Origin of the sequence: Christiangramia sp. (genome assembly GCF_029937855.1) — a bacterium.
Classification (GTDB): domain Bacteria; phylum Bacteroidota; class Bacteroidia; order Flavobacteriales; family Flavobacteriaceae; genus Christiangramia.
On sequence record NZ_JAPYPC010000001.1, the window covers coordinates 212,304 to 229,088 of the forward strand.

Here is a 16,785-nt window from a genome sequence, read left to right on the forward strand (position 1 = left end):
ATGAGAACATTGGTATTAGTCAGTTTTTTAATGTTAAGCCTTGTTGGCTTTTCTCAGAATGAAGAACTTTTTGAGAAAGCAAATTCTGCTTATCAAAGTGGAGATTATGAAGCTGCCGTTAGCAATTATGAAGCTATTCTGGAGAATGGGGAAGCTTCAGCCGAATTATATTTTAATCTTGGGAATGCTCATTATAAGATGAATCATGTTGCGCCAAGCATTTATTATTTTGAAAAAGCGCTGCAATTAGATCCTACAGATGAGGATATTCAAAACAACATAGCATTTGCCCGTAATATGGCTATAGACGATATAGAAGAAGTAGAGCAAACGGGTTTTTCTGTCTGGTTTAATAATCTGATATCTTCATATTCTTATAATACCTGGGCTGTTATGGCAATCGTTTTTTCGGTGATTTTTGTGGTGATGTTCCTTCTTTATTACTTTTCGCAAAGATCTTTATATAAAAGAATTTTCTTTGCCAGCGCAGTGGTTTTTCTTATCTGCTGCTCAGCTTCAGTGATATTTGCGTTTCAGCAGCAGTCATATATACAGGATAACCAATATGCTATTGTTTTTGAAGAGGAAATTGAGGTTAGGGATGAACCTACTTTACGTGGAGAGGCGAGTTTTGAGCTACATGAAGGAACCAAGGCAAAAGTGCTGGAAGATTATCAGGAATGGTCCCGTATTGAACTTTCTAACGGTGCCCAGGGTTGGGTAAATTCAGGTCAAATTAAAAAGCTATAAGCTTTGTTGATATTAGTTTTGCGATTCCATATCGCAAAGCTTCCCATTTTTAACAAAATTCTCTTATTTTTGCAATCGTGAAATTATTCGCATATATATTAGGTTTTATTTTTATCACCTTTCTGTTCGCACCAACGCTAATCACCTTGATAGACAGAAATGTGGATATTTCTATTGCTTTCAACGTAAATGAAGAAGAGAGTTCTTCTAAGAATCAAATTAATTTAGAATACAACATTGAAGAAACTGTCTCTAATTATGACAGTATTCATTTTCTTCAAATAAGAAAGATAGACGGTCATTTTTATAAAGAAAACAGGTACAAAGTCTTTCTTTCTATTACCTCCCCTCCGCCCAAAATAGCATAACACATTTTTTATTTCAGGTATCATTTTATGGTACTGGAGGGAATCTAAATCTTTAGACTTCCTCTATTATTTTATATGTAAAAATTTCAAACAGGTTCATAAACCTGTGTAAAACAAGTGTGTTATGTTTAAACATCTTAATAAAGATTTTCCGGCAAGTGTTGTCGTATTTTTTGTGGCTATTCCATTATGTCTTGGAATTGCCCTGGCCAGTGGAGCTCCATTATTTTCCGGTTTAATTGCAGGAATTGTTGGGGGTATTGTTGTGGGAGCCATGAGTGGCGCGAGCTTAGGTGTAAGTGGCCCTGCCGCAGGTTTGGCAGCAATAGTTTTGGTTGCAATTTCCAGTCTGGGAGGTTATGAAAACTTTCTTTTAGCCGTAGTGATTGCAGGAGTGATGCAAATAGTATTCGGCTTACTCAAGGCCGGGATCATTGGGTATTATTTTCCAAATAGTGTAATTAAAGGAATGCTTACCGGTATTGGTATTATCATCGTGTTAAAGCAAATTCCTCATTTCTTCGGATATGACGACGATCCACAGGGGGATTGGGCTTTTCTGCAGGTAGACGGGGAAAATACTTTTTCAGAAATAATTAATTCCGTTAATAATATAAGTCCTGGAGCTACTTTAATTGCAATTATAGGGATGGCTATTTTAATACTTTGGGAAGCAGTATTATCAAAAAAGGGAAAATTTTTCAAATTAGTACAGGGTCCGCTGGTTGCAGTAGTTGTGGGTATCATTTATTATCTTGTAACCCGGGATTCTGAAACCATGAGCATTTCTTCAGATCACCTGGTAAATGTACCGGTGCCAGATAGTTTTGATTCATTTATGGGTCAGTTTACCACCCCCTCCTTTAAAATGATTGGAAATCCACAAATATGGATAACTGCTTTCACTATTGCCCTGGTAGCAAGTTTAGAAACACTTTTATCTGTGGAGGCGATAGATAAACTGGATCCTCATAAAAGAACAACTCCAACCAACAGGGAGCTTTTTGCCCAGGGAACAGGTAATATGATATCTGGATTAATTGGAGGATTACCAGTAACCCAGGTAATCGTTAGAAGTTCAGCGAACGTACAATCTGGAGGACAAACAAAGATGTCTGCAATCATCCACGGATTTTTACTTTTAATTTCTGTAGTGATTATTCCTAATATCTTAAACTATATACCACTTTCCGTCCTGGCAGCGATATTATTCCTGGTAGGCTACAAACTGGCCAAACCTGCTTTATTCCTAAATATGTATAAAGCGGGATGGAAACAATTTGTGCCTTTTATTGTAACCATCGTTGGAATTGTTTTTGGAGATCTGTTAATAGGTATTGGTTTAGGTTTGGTTGTGGGAATCTTTGTGATTCTTATTAAAAGTTACCAGAACTCTTACTTTTTACATATTGATCAGGTAGAGAATGGAAATAATGTGGTTAAGATGAGGTTAGCTGAAGAGGTTACCTTTATTAACAAAGGAGCGATTCTTAAAGAATTAAACAAGCTTGAGAATGATTCTTATCTTATTATGGATGTATCTAAAACACGGTATCTGGATAGCGATATTATTGAAATTCTTGATGATTTTAAGATCAAGGCTCAAGAAAAGAATATTAATATAAAAATTGTTTCTGAAAGGGGAACCGTGGAAAACCCGGATAGTTACAGGCAATTCTTTGAATTGGATAAAAAACCGGCTTAAGTTTATATTTTAAAAGCTAATTATTAATCAAAAACAACATTATGATTACTGAAATAATAGATAAAAACAAACAAACTGATTTAACTCCCGAAGCAGTTCTAAACGATCTTATGGAGGGTAACAAAAGATTCACAGAGAATAAAATGCACCAAAGGAACTATGCCTCCCAAATTGAAAAAACAAGTGGCGGACAATGGCCTCAGGCCGTAGTTTTAGGTTGTATAGATTCCCGTGTACCGGTAGAAACTGTATTTGATCAGGGTGTGGGAGATATTTTTACTGCGAGAGTAGCAGGAAATTTTGAGAATACCGATATTCTTGGAAGTATGGAATACTCCTGTAAAGTTGCAGGTAGTAAACTGGTGATGGTTTTAGGTCATGAAGCCTGTGGTGCTGTAAAAGCAGCATGTGACCATGTGGAACTGGGAAATATCACCTATCTATTAAGCAATATTCAGCCGGCTGTAGAAACGACCAAAACAGATGGAGAGCGAAGCTCTAAAAATGATTCATTTGTTGCTGGTGTGGTTGAAAACAACGTAAAGCTAACAATGGAAAGGATTAGAGGTAAAAGTCCTATCCTTAAAGAAATGGAAGATAAAGGAGAAATAAAGATTGTGGGAGGAGTATATTCTATCTCTACTGGAAAAGTTACTTTATTGTAATCTATCGTTTCAGCCGGAACAGGCTTGGCTATGAAAAGGAGAATCCGGGACGGTAAAATGTTCCGGATTTTTTTATTTGGTACTACTAAGTTCAGTGTCATTTAAGAGCTCCCTTTCCTCCACCTGCCTGATAATGGAAGGAAGTAACATGGGGGCAATGCTTTCTACCGGATCATAAAGAATAGAATTTTCCAGTGTTTCATCCTCTATAATCTCGATGCGTTCATTGGTGGCCTTAAAGAACATGATGATCACGCTGGCTACAAACGCAGATTTTAATAAACCAAAAACACCACCAAGTAATTTATTAACGATTCCCAGCGCTGCGAAAGTCGCGATTTTAGTGAGCATTTTACCAGCCAGCGATACCAGGAAAACTATTATTACAAAGGTGATGGCAAAGCTTATTAGGTTAACATACTGAATTTTCCAGTCTACATGTTGAGAGAGGAAATCTCCAAGAAAATGGGAAAAGTGCACCGCACCATATATTCCGGCAATAATTCCTATCAGAGAGGCCAGTTCGGTAAGGAGTCCTCTGAAAAAGCCACGAACCAATCCGTATAAAAGTACCAGGCTTAAAATAATATCTACGGTATTCATAAACCAAATATAATAATTATTAAATCTAGATGGTATCTTTGCAGCATGGCAAGAGATGAACAATTAAAAGAGAGATGGGAGAGAGTTCAGAAAAAACTTTCCGATCAGTTTGCAGACGGGGAATTAATGGAATTAGATGCCATTATTTACCTTATCGGAGTTCAGGAATTAGGGCAGCCCCATAAAAGATATAAGAAAGATCATAAAATAGATTTAATGCATATCGCCATTTGCACCTTACTGGAACCTTATGGTTACTATGAATTCGATTTTTATGACGAAGAAGGCTGGCCGCATTTTAAGGTAAAAGAAGATTTACCCACGCTTAAGGCTGGTGAACAAACGGTTTTGATGAAGGAAGCAATCGTACAATATTTTATGGAAAAAGAGTATATTTCTTAAATGAATCCCGGGATCTTTTTTCTCTCTTTTCCGCAGGATAGCGGACCTATTTACCAGGAAACTATAGCAGGAAGGTTGCCTGTAGAACCTTTTAATACCTACAGTAATATTTTCTTTCTAATTATTATCGTCTATTTTTCGCTAAGGGTTTACAGCGATTATAGAAATCACCGATTCCTAGCCTGGAGCTTGCCCATACTTTTTATGGGTTTTGTTGGAGGAACTGTATATCACGCTACCAGAAGCCATGACATATGGATGTATATGGACTGGTTACCTATCATCCTACTATGTTTGGGTGTTTCGATCTACTACACTATAAAATTAAAAGTTTCCAGGAATCAGCGATTATTGTTAATATTTATAATTCTTTTTCTGATCTTCGGAATTCATTTTTTACCCCTTCCCCAACATTTAAATACCTCTATCGGCTATATAGGCACAGCCATAGGACTACTTCTACCAATTATCACTTATTTTTATACCACCAAATCGCAATATTGGCAGTATATTTTGCTGGCAGTTTTAAGTTTTGGACTGGCGATAAGCTTTAGGATGCTGGATAATTTTATGTACCTCATCCCTATGGGAACGCATTGGCTATGGCATACTTTCGGAGCTTTATCTGTATTTTTTCTGATGAACTACATATTCAAGGAAAAGCAAACAAGTGTTAAGGCTGAAAGGGATTTAGAGAAAATGTAATAAGCTTTAAAATGGGAAGGATAAGGTTTAAATTTTATTAAATTTGCGCTTCCGAAACGAAATCACCTATGATCGATAAAATTAAAGGACATATTGCTGATGTTGAAAGCTTTAATGCTAAAACAAAAGATGAAATTGAAGCTTTTCGAATTAAATATCTTGGAAAAAAAGGTATTCTGAATGAGTTCTTTGCTGAATTTAAGAATGTGCCTAATGAAGAAAAGAAGGAATTTGGCCAGGTAATCAATGAGCTGAAAACTTCTGCTCAGACTAAAGTAAATTCTTTAAAAGAAGAACTGGAAAACAGTCAGGAAGAAAAAGGTGTGTATGGAGATTTGTCCAGGCCGGCAGAGCCGATTGAAATAGGTTCTCGCCATCCAATTTCTATCGTAAAAAATCAAATTACCGAAATATTCTCCAATATAGGTTTTAATGTTTCTGAAGGGCCGGAGATGGAAGACGACTGGCATAATTTTACAGCCCTGAACCTTCCCGAGTATCACCCGGCAAGGGATATGCAGGATACATTCTTTATCCAGACCGATCCTGATATTTTGCTTAGGACACATACTTCATCGGTTCAGGTGAGGTATATGGAAGAAAATAAACCGCCAATTAGAACGATTTCGCCTGGAAGGGTTTTCAGAAATGAAGCAATTTCAGCCAGATCACATTGTATATTTCATCAGGTAGAAGGCTTGTATATAGACAAGGATGTTTCGTTTGCAGATATGAAGCAAACCATTCTATACTTCACAAAACAGCTTTTTGGAAAATCGAAGATAAGGTTAAGGCCTTCTTATTTTCCATTTACCGAGCCAAGTGCCGAGGTAGATGTTTATTGGGGTTTGGAAACAGAAACCGATTACAGGATTACTAAAGGAACCGGCTGGCTGGAAATCATGGGCTGTGGAATGGTGGACCCAAACGTATTAAGAAATTGCGACATAGATCCTCAGGAATTTTCAGGTTTTGCTTTCGGCATGGGAATAGAAAGGATCGCGATGCTGCTATACCAAATAGAAGACATACGCATGTTCTATGAGAATGATCTGCGTTTCCTGGAACAATTTAAATCTGCATTATAATGAAAAAATACGGCTTCCTTATTCTGGCAGTGGTGATTTTAGGCATCATCATTTACGTCACTTTTATCATTGCGGTGATAAAAATAACATTAGGCCTTATTTTATTGGCGGTAGCCGCTGTTTTACTGTGGCTGCTATGGCTGAAAATTAAAAAGAAAGCAGAAGATACATTTTGAGAAAAGATATCAAGATCCCCGAAGTTAAAGAGGTTTATGTAGCGGCTGTTAAAGTCTTCAATGAAGAATTTGAAGCCTACGAATGGAATGCCTATTTAATCAATAATACCAGGGAAGCTTTGGAAATGGTCCTTATTGTTTCTAAAGGATTTGATGAGAAAAGGGAGACCTCTGTAATGAGGCATAAAATTGAAGTTTTGCCTGCCAGGAATTTTGCAAAGATCGAATATTTACAGGATGATGTGTTAAAGCTAAATAACGAATTTAAAGTAACCTATTTTGCAGGTTCAAAAATGATGGAAAAAACCTTTCTTTTTAAACCGAATAGTATTCAGGAAAGTGCTTTAGAAGAAATTCCTATCATTCCTGAAAAAGGGATATTGGGAAAGTAAATTTTATAAATAAAAGAGGCCGTCTAAAAAGTCTATTTCGTCAAGCTGAACTGGATTCAGTTTCTAACCGATTTTGATTTTCAATTAGTTAAGATCCTGAAATAAATTCAGGATGAACTTTTCTCGACTTTCTAGACAGCCTTTTTATTGCTATAAAGAAAAAGTGATTAATGTTCGTGAGTGTGCTCTCTGTGATCTACCACATTAGCATCTTCGCTTATTTCTGTGGTTCCTCCTACGAAAATGACTTCTTCTTCACCTTCCCCGTAGATTTCTACCGTGGCACCTGGATTAATGATCAGGTTACCGGTAACTATGATCGTTCCTGCAAAATTTAAGTGAGCTCCTGAATTAATAACCAGGTCAGCAGGCTCCTCAATGCTACCTATCATCATCTCTCCGGCTAGATTAAATTCTCCTGCACGATGGATATTTACAGTGTTCTCTGTCGCCAGAAGACCACAAAAATAAAGATCACCGCCAATGTTTAGATTCTTTAAACTAACAATCCCATCTTCCGGACTACTGTAAGAAGAGGGATTATTTTTGTTTATGCTTAAGTTTGGATGACCCGTATAATTCTCTCCACATTCAAACCACGCCAGAGCGGCAATCCAATCTGGTTGATGAATATTGGCAACAGGCCCTTCCATCCAGTCAGGCTCGTGGATTTCAGCTCCGGGACCTTCCAGCCAATCGGGTTCATGGATTTTAAAACTTGAATTGGGCAGGGATTTCTCTCCTGATCGTAAATTTTCCTGAGCTGGAATTTCTTCAGAAACGGTGTCTGTTTCACAACTTGTAAAAGCAAGGCCCAGGCCCAGACTAAAAACTAATAGTTTTTTCATGATATTTTGGTTTGTCAATAATTTGGAAGATTAAATGTACTACATTATTTTCAATGACAAGCTAAAAATAGCCGCTGAAATGATTAAAAATCAGATAAATAGAAATAAGATGTAGGTAAATTCTTTAATTAATCCAGTTTATCTACTAGCTTTTTAAAGACCTTCTTAGGATTTTTACCTTCGTAAAGTATGGCGTAAACCGCATTTATGATAGGGGTTTTAGCTTTTTTAGCCTTATTTATCTTATAGGCACTTTCGGTAGCATAATAACCTTCAGCGACCATGCTCATCTCCATTTGGGCACTTTTAACGGTATAACCCTTACCAATCATATTTCCGAACATTCGGTTTCGGCTAAAAACTGAATACCCGGTAACCAATAGATCTCCTAAATAAGCAGAATCATTGATATTACGTTTCATCTTATGCACCTTCTTGATGAATTTCTTCATCTCACGTATCGCATTGCTCATAAGTACACTCTGGAAGTTATCTCCATAACCTAAACCGTGAGCAATTCCGGCAGCGATGGCGTAAATATTTTTCAGTACCGCGGCATATTCGGTGCCTATCACATCATCACTAATCTTACAGGTAATATAATCGCTCCCAAGGTATCCCGCCACAATTTCGGCTTTCTTCTCATCCTGGCAGGCGACCGTTAAGTAAGAAAGTCTTTCCAGGGCAACTTCTTCCGCATGACAGGGCCCGGTGAGAATACCAATGTTTTCGAAAGGGACTTCAAAATATTCATTGAAATGCTCTCCTACGATCAAACTGGTTTCGGGTACTATACCTTTTATGGCTGAAAAGACGATTTTGTCATTTAATGGCACTGTTAGTAAATCTAATTCACGTTTGAGAAATGCCGAAGGAATAGCGAAAATAATATAATCTGAAGCTTTGACCGTTTCATTAATGTCATTGCTTAACTTAAGCTGATTTACATCAAATTCAACCGAACTCAGGTAGTTGGGATTGTGATCTTGCTTTTTAATGTGTTCAATAACATAGACACTGCGCATGTACCAGTTGACCTGGTCCAGGTTTTCACAAAGCATCTTTACAATAGCAGTGGCCCAGCTGCCACCTCCAATTACACCAAAACTAGGGGTCTTATCCATATATTTACATTCTCTCCTTCAAAAATAGTCAATTTTGAAAGTATTTAAAGTTTTTCGCTTTTAAAGCTATAGATTCTTGAGAATATTTCAATAATCTAAATTCTAAAATTTAACAAACTCTAATTAGATATTATACAATCTATCCAGGATCCACCCGTTATAAAACTGTTCTTCCTGTTCATCTTTTTCATGAAGAACATTCTTAGTTTTTTTGGTTGGTTATTTAGTTGAAAAGACCGTTTCGGAAGAAGCGGTCTTTTTGATTCAGAATTAATTTTTTGAAAACTTTAGGAGTGGCAGAAGCTCCATTATAGATTCACTTTTGTACATTTAAGTAACTAACTATAAATCATTAAAATGGGTATATTTTCATTTATTAAAGATGCTGGGAAAAAGGTTTTTGGAATTGATAAACCTAAATCCCCGGAAGCAGGAACTAAAGATGAATTAAAGGAAAATGAAAAAGCAGCTAGAAAGTTAGAGCAAACTATAAAGGATTTAAACCTGAAAGCAGAGAATTTACAAATTTATATTGAAAATGATATGGCTGTTGTCTCTGGAAAAGCCTTAGACCAGGCAAATAGGGAAAAAATAATTCTGGTAGTTGGAAATTCGGAAGGTATTGCCCAGGTAGATGATAAAATGGATGTTGAAAAAACTGAACCTGAAGCGGTTTTTCATACTGTAGAAAGAGGAGATAGCTTAAGTAAGATTTCGAAAGAACATTATGGAGATCCCAACCAGTATCCTTTAATTTTTGAAGCTAATAAGCCCATGTTGCAGGATCCTGACAAAATATATCCCGGGCAGGTACTAAGAATACCGCCTATGGATGCTAAAAGATAAAAATAAACTAAAAGACTGTTTATAAATTTTGAGAATGTTAAACTGAGAGCAGTCGACGTTCTAAGCTTGTAGTTCCACGATGAAAAAAGTAGGATCAATCAGCTAAACAGAAGATTCAAGATAGGTTTTTAAACAGTCTTTTACCTATTTGTAGAAATTCATAAGATCTATATATTCCCAGACTTTTTTATCCAGAAGAGGTCTTACATTCTTTGATTCTTTTATCGCCTGTCTTATAAAAGTAGAGGAAATTTCTACAATGGGTGCAGCAACCCTGGTGATCTTAACATGCTCCTGATATTTGGCTGCTACCTCACCGGGCGCAATTCTTGGATAAACATATATTTCATGATTTTCCACGATCACCTCAGAGTTTTTCCATTTATGAAAGCTTTTGAGATTATCTTCTCCCATAATTAGGCAAAATTCATTGGTAGGAAATTTTTCCTGAAGGTGGGCCAGCGTATTTACGGTATAATTAGGTTGCGGAAGATCAAATTCTATATTGCTGGGTTTTAATTTATCATAACCCTCACATGCTTTGTAAACCATTTCCAGTCTGTGATGGTTTTCCAGCAGACTGCTTTTATTTTTATGTGGATTATGCGGGGTAACCACGAGCCAGATTTCTTCCAGATCTGAAAATTCGGCCATATGATTTGCAATAATCAGGTGACCGGTATGAATAGGATTGAAAGTTCCAAAGAACAAACCTATTTTTCTATTCATTTTTTCGGTTTTTCGGCGTCAACATAGCTGGAAACTAAATTATAAGCTTCTTTTAAAGCGGTACCTAAATGGTTGTTTTCAATAATAAAATCAAATTGAGGCGCTGTTGCCAGTTCAATAGAAGCTTTTGCTACACGCATACTAATTTTATCATCACTTTCCGTCTTCCTCTTTTTCAGGCGGATCTTCAATTCTTCAATGCTGGGAGGTTTTACAAATACCGCCAGAGTTCTTTCCGGATAAATATGCTTAATGTCAAGGCCTCCAACTACATCAATATCAAAAATAACGTGCTTTCCTTTCTCCCAGATGCGCTCTACCTCGCTTTTTAAAGTTCCGTAGAAATTATCGCGATAGACTTCTTCCCATTCCAGGAATTCATCATTTTTAATCTTTTGCTTAAAATCTGATAAGGAGAGAAAATAATAATCCTGTCCGTCCACCTCATTTTCACGTGGTTCACGGGAGGTTGCTGAAATGGAAAAATCCAGTTTCAATTCCTGGTGCTTTAATAAGTGACGTACTATCGTTGTTTTTCCTGATCCCGAAGGCGCTGAAAATACGATTAGTTTCCCTTCGCTCATTTAGAGTACGTTTAGAAGTTGTTCTTTAATCTTTTCCAATTCATCTTTCATCTGCACCACCATCTGCTGCATAGGCGCGTAATTGGATTTGCTCCCAATGGTATTGATCTCCCGCCCGATTTCCTGGGAAATAAAAGCAAGCTTTCTTCCGTTAGAATCCTTACTGTTTAATGTTTTCTGAAAATAATCGAGGTGATTGTCCAGTCTCACTTTCTCTTCAGTGATATCAAACTTTTCGATATAATAAACAATCTCCTGTTCAAAACGGTTCTCATCTGCCTGCTCCTTGATTTCCTCAATACCTTTACGAAGTCGATCGCGAACGGCATCAATCCTGTCCGGATCAATTTTAATGACTTCTTTCAGTAATTTCTGAATATTTGAGATCCTTAATTTCAGGTCTTTCTCCAGCGCTTTACCTTCGTCATTTCTAAAATTATTGATCTCTTTAAGTGCAGATTTAACAGCTCCTTCTATGGCTTTGAACTCTTCATCATCAATTTCATCTCTTTCCGTCTTAAGAGAATCGGGCATTTTTACAGCCATTTTGAGCAATTCTATCTCACTGGCATTCACGATATCCCTTAATTGATCCATATAATTCTTGACTACCTGAGTATTAACATTGGTTGAAGTTTGTTCGCCGGTATATTCCACATAGATGGAAAGGTCTACCTTACCACGGCCAAGATCATTGGAAATAATATTCCGAAGGTCTAATTCCTTTTCCCTGTATTGGGATGGAATGCGAGCATTCAGGTCAAAATTCTTACTGTTCAGAGATTTTAACTCTACAGTGATTTTTTTGTTGGGAATTTGAGTAACGCTTTTCCCGAAGCCTGTCATAGATTGAATCATGCCTGAATTTTAAAAGCTTGCGCAAAGATAATCAATTCTATAGCATCTCCAATTGAATCGGGTCGGGATAAAATTGAGAGAATCAGTATTTAATAAAGCGATTCGATAAATTCTATCGCGCGTTTTTCGTGATAATAAGTTTCAGATTTTGTTACAAAACCCACATGACCTCCGTAAGCAGGTACTTCCAGGTGTATATTTTTAGAATTTTCAGCAATTTTGAAAGGATAGCATTCGGGAGATAAAAAACTGTCATTGGCAGCATTCAGGATTAGAATAGGTTTTTTTGTTTTCTGAAGAAATCCAAGGGCACTGGTTTTTTTATAATATGCTGAAGCATCTTTATACCCGTGGGCTTTTGAAGTGTAGAGATCATCGATATCCCGAAGCGAACGGCAGGCGGCTATATCTTTTTTCTGAATTTGATCTGGAAACTTTTTAGCTCTTTCAAAGAGATGTTTTTTTAAGTTTATTTCAAAGCGCTTAGAATACACAAAATTTCGCATTCGATTAATAGCTCCTAGGGAACCGGCCAGGTCACAGGGAACAGAAATTCCTACAGCTCCAATAATTTCTTCAGGTAAATTCCTGTTCTCTCCCAGGTATTTCATTAACATATTACCGCCAAGGCTAAAACCTACGAGTGCAATTTTAGAATACTGCTTCAGGGAAAGGACGTGTGCTATTACTTCTGCCAGATCATCGCTTGCACCAGCGTGATAACTTTTAAAAAACCTGTTAAGCTCTTCGCTACAGCCTCTAAAATTCATAGCCGCCGCATCCCAGTTATTTGTATTGAAAACCTGTGCCATTCCTTTCATATAAGGTCTATACGTATTCTCAGCCAGTCCGTGCAAAAGGATCACTAAACTTTTAGATTTATCTTTCTTCGCATAACTCCAGTCCAGATCTATAAAATCACCGTCACTAAGTTCTATGCGCTCACGTTCATAAACAGGAATTTCAACTTTTCTAAGACTAGCAGCATAAATAGTGGAGACATCTGAATATTTAAAAACCCCTGGCGGGATATATTTACCTGTGACTAGTGGCATTCATTTCAATTTTAATATAAACTTAGGCAAAATAAGCTATGCGTGCATACTATTTATTGCTAGTTTTGAATAAATCGAAGATTATGTATACCAAGAAATTTGAAATAAGATGGAGTGATTTGGATGCCAACAGACATCTGGCAAACTCAGCATTTATAAACTTTATGAGCCATACCCGAATGGGTTTTCTAATGGAAAACGGATTTGGCCAAAAAGAATTATCCCATTACAACCTTGGTCCTATTGTATTCTATGAGCATATCTATTATTTCAAGGAAATATTTGCTGGAAAACCGGTAACAGTTACCCTGGAACTTAGCGGGCTCTCAAAAGATGGGATGTATTTTGAATTTATTCACAAAATATACGATTATAAAGGGAAAAATTGTGCAACCTGTGAAATGATGGGTTCCTGGATAGATCTGGAAGAAAGAAAATTAATCAGCTTACCAGATGAACTATTCAAACAATTAGATAATACTCCTAAATCTGATAATTTTAGGACATTAACCAAAGAAGATACACGAAAATTCGGGAAGCGACCACATGATATTAGCCCGGAAGAAGTAAACAACCTTTAATGGAGTTAAAAAACAAGATTGATGAAATCTGGTATGCATGCTATGGTTCCAATATTAGGGAAGAGCGATTTATGTGTTACATCAATGGTGGGACTCCGCCGGGTGCTCTGAAAAATTTCACCGGCTGCTCTGATAAATCAAAACCGAAAAAAAGCAGAACGATCAAAATAGATCATGAAATGTATTTTGCCAAGGAATCTCCAACCTGGAATGGTGGTGGTATTTGCTTTTTAAATCCTGAAAAAGATCCTTCAGCTGAAACTTTGGGCAGGACCTATCTTATTAATAAGGGTCAGTTTAAAGACCTGGTGAGACAGGAGCTTAAGTTTGAGGGGGAAATAATTATAGATTTTGAGGAGTTAATAGAAAAAGGTTCTTATAACTGTATGACCGATGGACGCTACGGACTTTTACTTTATTTAGGTGAAATTGAAAATAAGCCTGTGGTTACTTTTACCAGTGAAATATTATTAAATAATGAGATCAATGCGCCAGACGAGGCATACTTAACCACCATTCTAAAAGGTTTATGTGAAATTTATTCACTGGATAAACCTCAGATGATAGAGTATTTCAGAGATAAAAAGGGAATTAAAAATTCGAAGATCGAAGATAGACTTCAGCAGATAATAAATTCCATATCCTGATTTTAGGTATCTTTAAGAATATCTAAATTTTTAGCAGATGAATAGTGCTTCCCAGAGATCGTTACTTAAAAAACGATTTTTCCTGTTGATAATAATAGGTGTTTTCCAATTATTTCAGAATTGTACAATATATAAGGGCTCTTCCGTAGATATTGAAACCGCAGTACAGGAAAATACCGGTGCAGTAGTTATTACCCAAGATGGAAAGAGGCTCAAATTCAAAAAGCTAATTAAAACCGAGGAACATCTTATAGGAATCGTAAAAAAAAACAGCACAAAGCGTTATTTGGACAAAAATAAGTTTGATTTTGAAAAGCGCGAACGTTTGCAAAAGTATATGATCGATTCCTTAGCGATCAATGAGATCTATCCAAAGAATAAAACTGCTTCAACGCTAGTAAGTATAGGAATTATAATTATATCTGCAATAACTGTGGCAATGATTAGCGTAGGAATCGTTTTTCTAGCTAGTTTTGGAGGTTAAGACGTTTTTATCTTTGTTTTCTTAATACTTACCATGTAAACCCCTATAAATACCAGCGCAGCGGCCAATCCTTTAATCCAGGTTAATTTATCTGCACCTACAGAAATTGCAAAAGTAATCGCAATTAAAGGCTGAAGATAAATGAAAGCACTTATGGTAGAGGGTGAAAGTTGTTTTAAGGCGTAGATATTTAGGAGATATGTCATAAATGTAGTTCCTAACACTACAAAGCCCATTTTCCAAATCGCATCAAAGGGGAGGCTTTCCCACTCTACCGCCATAAATTCACTGTAAGTAACCGGCAGATTAATAAATATAGCGATTAAGAACAACCACTTCATCAAAGTAATGGCATGATATTTTTTAGTGAGCGGTTTAACCAGGATGAGATATAGCCCGTAGGAGAATGCATTTACGATAAACAGGAGATTTCCTAACGGAATATTAGGCGCATTAAAATTTTCTCCTGAACTAAAAAGCACTAAGACCAGAGCCCCGGCCATTCCAATAATAATTCCCAATGTTTTTAATAAAGTGATGCGTTCTTTGATCAGAATAGAGGCTAAAATAAGCACCATTACAGGAGATAAGGTGATAATCACCGAACTGTTGATAGGGGTAGAAAGGCTCAAACCTTTAAAAAAGAACAGCATATTGATCACCATACCAAAAACGGCACAGCCCGCAATTCGAGGCCAGTCTGAAGTTGTTATTTTTTCTTTAGGCGCAAAAAAGCTTATGATCCAGAAAAGGATCGCCGCGCCGGTAACTCTTAGTAAAATAAATCCGAAAGGTTCAATGTACAACGGCATGAGGCCTTTAGCGATGGTATGGTTTACGCCATAGATTGCACTTGCTCCAAAAGCGGCCAGGATAGCCAGAATTCGGCTATTCTCCATGTATAGATCTTTTGGCGTTTGCTACCGTTTTCTTTGAATTTCCAATAAAGATCTCGTCGTTATTAATAATTACCGGCCTTTTTAAAAAGCTATAATGATCCAGGATAAGATTTTTGTAGCTTCCTTCACCTAGCTCTTCATTTTTTAGATCCCTCTGCTTATATAGCCTTGCCCTTCTGCTGAAAAGGGATTCGTAACTCCCTGATAACTCCTGCATCTGGTCCAGTTGTTCCTCGGTGATCTCCTCGTTTTTAATATCCTGAAGGATAAAGGAATCTGGTACGTCAAGTTCATTTAGAATTCTTTTGCAGGTATCGCAGGTAGAAAGATGATATATTTTTTTCATGGCTGGAAGTTTTACAAATGCAAAGAACGGGATTTTCAATTAAAAAATTAACAGGAACCTAAGCTTTTGGTTCTACCTTTTCCATTTTTAGGAATTGCTTAATTTCAGCTCTTGGGTATGTTAAAATAAAATTCCCGGAGGCGTAGGGTGCAATTTCGTAGGCATTATAGTGAAGAATTATTTTTTTCTGAAAGATCCCAATATTCTGTGGAAGATGAAATTCATCATTTTCAAAGAACATTCCTGTGCTGTTTATATTTTGCTCGGTTGGAATATGCTGCTTTATTCTGAAATCCTTCTCCACGTATTCAATAAATTCCGACTTAAATAAATCCTGAGCCTGCAGGGACTTTCCGGTTTCAGCATTAAAATTTAAATAGTGAGTGCTGCGATAGCCATGAGCTCCACCGGTAAACATATCTGTGTTGAACTGAAGTGAAATCAACTGTGGCGTTTTAAAGACAACTTTGCCATAAATAGTTGCTTCCCAGGGTAATTCATATTCAGGAAATTCCTGTGCAGTCTCCCGGTAATTTTCAATAAAATTGGTTGCTAATTCTTCAGGTTTTTCTAAACGGCCTTCATCCTGGTAATCGATAGTGTTCGCCAGAAAATTTTCAATATCCCTGTTGATTTTTTCTGCCTGACCATCACCATTTTCAGCAACTGGAAAAATTAAACTTATAAAGGTACATTCTCCTTTTTCCGGCTCGCAATTATCCAGGCTTTCCTGAATAGTTTTTGTTGAAAATTTAAGTTCTTTCTCAATATCTTCAGTTTCTTTTTTATCGTCTCCGCAGGAAATGCATATCAGAAATAAACATAGCAACAAATTTCTCTTCACAGCAAATAGGTGTTAATTAACATGCTAAAGGTAAAGGCTATTTTGTGATTGCCCAACAGGCGCACTACATTTGTTTTTCAATATTT

The 16,785-nt window shown here is 36.8% G+C and carries 23 protein-coding genes; 13 read left to right on the forward strand and 10 right to left on the reverse strand.

The window, feature by feature from the left end; all coding sequences use genetic code 11:
- The 4 genes from Q1K34_RS01040 (at position 1) to Q1K34_RS01055 (ending at position 3,488) form a co-directional block, all read left to right on the forward strand.
- Positions 1–750, forward strand: a complete 750-nt coding sequence (locus tag Q1K34_RS01040; protein ID WP_300433806.1) for a tetratricopeptide repeat protein — start codon at positions 1–3, stop codon at positions 748–750.
- A 77-nt stretch (positions 751–827) separates the two neighbouring features.
- Positions 828–1,118 (forward strand): hypothetical protein, encoded by a 291-nt coding sequence (locus Q1K34_RS01045; protein ID WP_300433807.1) that lies wholly within the window; start codon positions 828–830, stop codon positions 1,116–1,118.
- A gap of 124 nt (positions 1,119–1,242) precedes the next feature.
- Positions 1,243–2,823 (forward strand): SulP family inorganic anion transporter, encoded by a 1,581-nt coding sequence (locus Q1K34_RS01050; protein WP_300433808.1) that lies wholly within the window; start codon positions 1,243–1,245, stop codon positions 2,821–2,823.
- 41 nt (positions 2,824–2,864) lie between these two features.
- A complete protein-coding gene (locus tag Q1K34_RS01055) occupies positions 2,865–3,488 on the forward strand; it encodes a carbonic anhydrase family protein (protein ID WP_300433809.1) in 624 nt (207 codons plus the stop codon).
- Between the two features lie 72 nt (positions 3,489–3,560).
- Here Q1K34_RS01055 and Q1K34_RS01060 read toward each other — a convergent pair whose 3' ends face one another.
- Positions 3,561–4,091, reverse strand: a complete 531-nt coding sequence (locus tag Q1K34_RS01060; protein ID WP_300433810.1) for a CvpA family protein — start codon at positions 4,089–4,091, stop codon at positions 3,561–3,563.
- A gap of 45 nt (positions 4,092–4,136) precedes the next feature.
- Between Q1K34_RS01060 and Q1K34_RS01065 the strand changes: the two genes are divergently transcribed.
- The 5 genes from Q1K34_RS01065 (at position 4,137) to Q1K34_RS01085 (ending at position 6,854) form a co-directional block, all read left to right on the forward strand.
- Complete coding sequence (locus tag Q1K34_RS01065) at positions 4,137–4,493, forward strand: hypothetical protein (protein ID WP_300433811.1); 357 nt, start codon at positions 4,137–4,139, stop codon at positions 4,491–4,493.
- A complete protein-coding gene (locus Q1K34_RS01070) occupies positions 4,494–5,198 on the forward strand; it encodes a hypothetical protein (RefSeq protein ID WP_300433812.1) in 705 nt (234 codons plus the stop codon).
- A 68-nt stretch (positions 5,199–5,266) separates the two neighbouring features.
- On the forward strand, positions 5,267–6,286 hold the full coding sequence (pheS, locus tag Q1K34_RS01075) for a phenylalanine--tRNA ligase subunit alpha (protein WP_300433813.1): 1,020 nt from the start codon (positions 5,267–5,269) through the stop codon (positions 6,284–6,286).
- Entirely contained in the window at positions 6,286–6,462 is a 177-nt protein-coding gene (locus tag Q1K34_RS01080; RefSeq protein WP_300433814.1) for a hypothetical protein, read from the forward strand. The genes pheS and Q1K34_RS01080 overlap by 1 nt, the downstream gene beginning before the upstream one ends.
- Entirely contained in the window at positions 6,459–6,854 is a 396-nt protein-coding gene (locus tag Q1K34_RS01085) for a hypothetical protein (RefSeq protein ID WP_300433815.1), read from the forward strand. The genes Q1K34_RS01080 and Q1K34_RS01085 overlap by 4 nt, the downstream gene beginning before the upstream one ends.
- A 167-nt stretch (positions 6,855–7,021) precedes the next feature.
- On the opposite strand, the gene Q1K34_RS01090 is transcribed toward Q1K34_RS01085, so the two are convergent.
- Together Q1K34_RS01090 and Q1K34_RS01095 are read right to left on the reverse strand one after the other, a co-directional pair.
- Positions 7,022–7,702, reverse strand: coding sequence for a hypothetical protein (locus Q1K34_RS01090; protein WP_300433816.1), 681 nt, complete (start codon positions 7,700–7,702; stop codon positions 7,022–7,024).
- A 128-nt stretch (positions 7,703–7,830) separates the two neighbouring features.
- Positions 7,831–8,826 carry an NAD(P)H-dependent glycerol-3-phosphate dehydrogenase gene (locus tag Q1K34_RS01095; protein WP_300433817.1) on the reverse strand — a complete coding sequence of 332 codons (996 nt, stop codon included), beginning with the start codon at positions 8,824–8,826 and terminating at the stop codon, positions 7,831–7,833.
- Positions 8,827–9,183: 357 nt separating this feature from the next.
- Between Q1K34_RS01095 and lysM the strand changes: the two genes are divergently transcribed.
- Positions 9,184–9,672, forward strand: a complete 489-nt coding sequence (lysM, locus tag Q1K34_RS01100; RefSeq protein WP_300433818.1) for a peptidoglycan-binding protein LysM — start codon at positions 9,184–9,186, stop codon at positions 9,670–9,672.
- A 144-nt stretch (positions 9,673–9,816) separates the two neighbouring features.
- Here the strand turns inward: lysM and nadD are convergent, their stop codons facing one another.
- The 4 genes from nadD to Q1K34_RS01120 all read right to left on the reverse strand — a co-directional run bounded on the left by nadD (position 9,817) and on the right by Q1K34_RS01120 (position 12,898).
- Positions 9,817–10,401 (reverse strand): nicotinate (nicotinamide) nucleotide adenylyltransferase, encoded by a 585-nt coding sequence (gene nadD / locus Q1K34_RS01105; RefSeq protein ID WP_300433819.1) that lies wholly within the window; start codon positions 10,399–10,401, stop codon positions 9,817–9,819.
- Complete coding sequence (gene gmk / locus Q1K34_RS01110; RefSeq protein WP_300433820.1) at positions 10,398–10,985, reverse strand: guanylate kinase; 588 nt, start codon at positions 10,983–10,985, stop codon at positions 10,398–10,400. The genes nadD and gmk overlap by 4 nt, the downstream gene beginning before the upstream one ends.
- Complete coding sequence (locus tag Q1K34_RS01115) at positions 10,986–11,843, reverse strand: YicC/YloC family endoribonuclease (RefSeq protein WP_300433821.1); 858 nt, start codon at positions 11,841–11,843, stop codon at positions 10,986–10,988. It lies immediately after the preceding gene.
- Between the two features lie 89 nt (positions 11,844–11,932).
- Entirely contained in the window at positions 11,933–12,898 is a 966-nt protein-coding gene (locus Q1K34_RS01120) for an alpha/beta fold hydrolase (protein ID WP_300433822.1), read from the reverse strand.
- Between the two features lie 83 nt (positions 12,899–12,981).
- On the opposite strand from Q1K34_RS01120, the gene Q1K34_RS01125 reads away from it, so the two are divergent.
- Genes Q1K34_RS01125 through Q1K34_RS01135 form a run of 3 tightly spaced genes read left to right on the forward strand, consistent with a single transcriptional unit; the run spans position 12,982 to position 14,610 of the window.
- Positions 12,982–13,479 (forward strand): thioesterase family protein, encoded by a 498-nt coding sequence (locus Q1K34_RS01125; protein ID WP_300433823.1) that lies wholly within the window; start codon positions 12,982–12,984, stop codon positions 13,477–13,479.
- Positions 13,479–14,126 carry a hypothetical protein gene (locus Q1K34_RS01130; RefSeq protein WP_300433824.1) on the forward strand — a complete coding sequence of 216 codons (648 nt, stop codon included), beginning with the start codon at positions 13,479–13,481 and terminating at the stop codon, positions 14,124–14,126. Before Q1K34_RS01125 ends, Q1K34_RS01130 begins: the two co-directional genes overlap by 1 nt.
- A gap of 37 nt (positions 14,127–14,163) precedes the next feature.
- Positions 14,164–14,610 carry a hypothetical protein gene (locus tag Q1K34_RS01135; protein WP_300433825.1) on the forward strand — a complete coding sequence of 149 codons (447 nt, stop codon included), beginning with the start codon at positions 14,164–14,166 and terminating at the stop codon, positions 14,608–14,610.
- On the opposite strand, the gene Q1K34_RS01140 is transcribed toward Q1K34_RS01135, so the two are convergent.
- The 3 genes from Q1K34_RS01140 to Q1K34_RS01150 are packed head-to-tail and all read right to left on the reverse strand — an operon-like array spanning position 14,607 to position 16,699.
- A complete protein-coding gene (locus Q1K34_RS01140) occupies positions 14,607–15,509 on the reverse strand; it encodes a DMT family transporter (protein ID WP_300433826.1) in 903 nt (300 codons plus the stop codon). The genes Q1K34_RS01135 and Q1K34_RS01140 overlap by 4 nt on opposite strands.
- Entirely contained in the window at positions 15,499–15,855 is a 357-nt protein-coding gene (locus Q1K34_RS01145; RefSeq protein WP_300433827.1) for an arsenate reductase family protein, read from the reverse strand. The genes Q1K34_RS01140 and Q1K34_RS01145 overlap by 11 nt, the downstream gene beginning before the upstream one ends.
- 58 nt (positions 15,856–15,913) lie before the next feature.
- Positions 15,914–16,699 carry a DUF3298 and DUF4163 domain-containing protein gene (locus Q1K34_RS01150; RefSeq protein WP_300433828.1) on the reverse strand — a complete coding sequence of 262 codons (786 nt, stop codon included), beginning with the start codon at positions 16,697–16,699 and terminating at the stop codon, positions 15,914–15,916.
- Positions 16,700–16,785: the final 86 nt, after the last annotated feature.

Coding starts and splice junctions, on each gene's coding strand:
- Q1K34_RS01040 (WP_300433806.1), top strand. CDS start 1: ATGAGAACATTGGTATTAGTCAGTTTTTTAATGTTAAGCCTTGTTGGC.
- Q1K34_RS01050 (WP_300433808.1), top strand. CDS start 1,243: ATGTTTAAACATCTTAATAAAGATTTTCCGGCAAGTGTTGTCGTATTT.
- Q1K34_RS01055 (WP_300433809.1), top strand. CDS start 2,865: ATGATTACTGAAATAATAGATAAAAACAAACAAACTGATTTAACTCCC.
- Q1K34_RS01060 (WP_300433810.1), bottom strand. CDS start 4,091: ATGAATACCGTAGATATTATTTTAAGCCTGGTACTTTTATACGGATTG.
- Q1K34_RS01065 (WP_300433811.1), top strand. CDS start 4,137: ATGGCAAGAGATGAACAATTAAAAGAGAGATGGGAGAGAGTTCAGAAA.
- Q1K34_RS01070 (WP_300433812.1), top strand. CDS start 4,494: ATGAATCCCGGGATCTTTTTTCTCTCTTTTCCGCAGGATAGCGGACCT.
- pheS (WP_300433813.1), top strand. CDS start 5,267: ATGATCGATAAAATTAAAGGACATATTGCTGATGTTGAAAGCTTTAAT.
- Q1K34_RS01080 (WP_300433814.1), top strand. CDS start 6,286: ATGAAAAAATACGGCTTCCTTATTCTGGCAGTGGTGATTTTAGGCATC.
- Q1K34_RS01090 (WP_300433816.1), bottom strand. CDS start 7,702: ATGAAAAAACTATTAGTTTTTAGTCTGGGCCTGGGCCTTGCTTTTACA.
- Q1K34_RS01095 (WP_300433817.1), bottom strand. CDS start 8,826: ATGGATAAGACCCCTAGTTTTGGTGTAATTGGAGGTGGCAGCTGGGCC.
- lysM (WP_300433818.1), top strand. CDS start 9,184: ATGGGTATATTTTCATTTATTAAAGATGCTGGGAAAAAGGTTTTTGGA.
- nadD (WP_300433819.1), bottom strand. CDS start 10,401: ATGAATAGAAAAATAGGTTTGTTCTTTGGAACTTTCAATCCTATTCAT.
- gmk (WP_300433820.1), bottom strand. CDS start 10,985: ATGAGCGAAGGGAAACTAATCGTATTTTCAGCGCCTTCGGGATCAGGA.
- Q1K34_RS01115 (WP_300433821.1), bottom strand. CDS start 11,843: ATGATTCAATCTATGACAGGCTTCGGGAAAAGCGTTACTCAAATTCCC.
- Q1K34_RS01120 (WP_300433822.1), bottom strand. CDS start 12,898: ATGCCACTAGTCACAGGTAAATATATCCCGCCAGGGGTTTTTAAATAT.
- Q1K34_RS01125 (WP_300433823.1), top strand. CDS start 12,982: ATGTATACCAAGAAATTTGAAATAAGATGGAGTGATTTGGATGCCAAC.
- Q1K34_RS01130 (WP_300433824.1), top strand. CDS start 13,479: ATGGAGTTAAAAAACAAGATTGATGAAATCTGGTATGCATGCTATGGT.
- Q1K34_RS01135 (WP_300433825.1), top strand. CDS start 14,164: ATGAATAGTGCTTCCCAGAGATCGTTACTTAAAAAACGATTTTTCCTG.
- Q1K34_RS01140 (WP_300433826.1), bottom strand. CDS start 15,509: ATGGAGAATAGCCGAATTCTGGCTATCCTGGCCGCTTTTGGAGCAAGT.
- Q1K34_RS01145 (WP_300433827.1), bottom strand. CDS start 15,855: ATGAAAAAAATATATCATCTTTCTACCTGCGATACCTGCAAAAGAATT.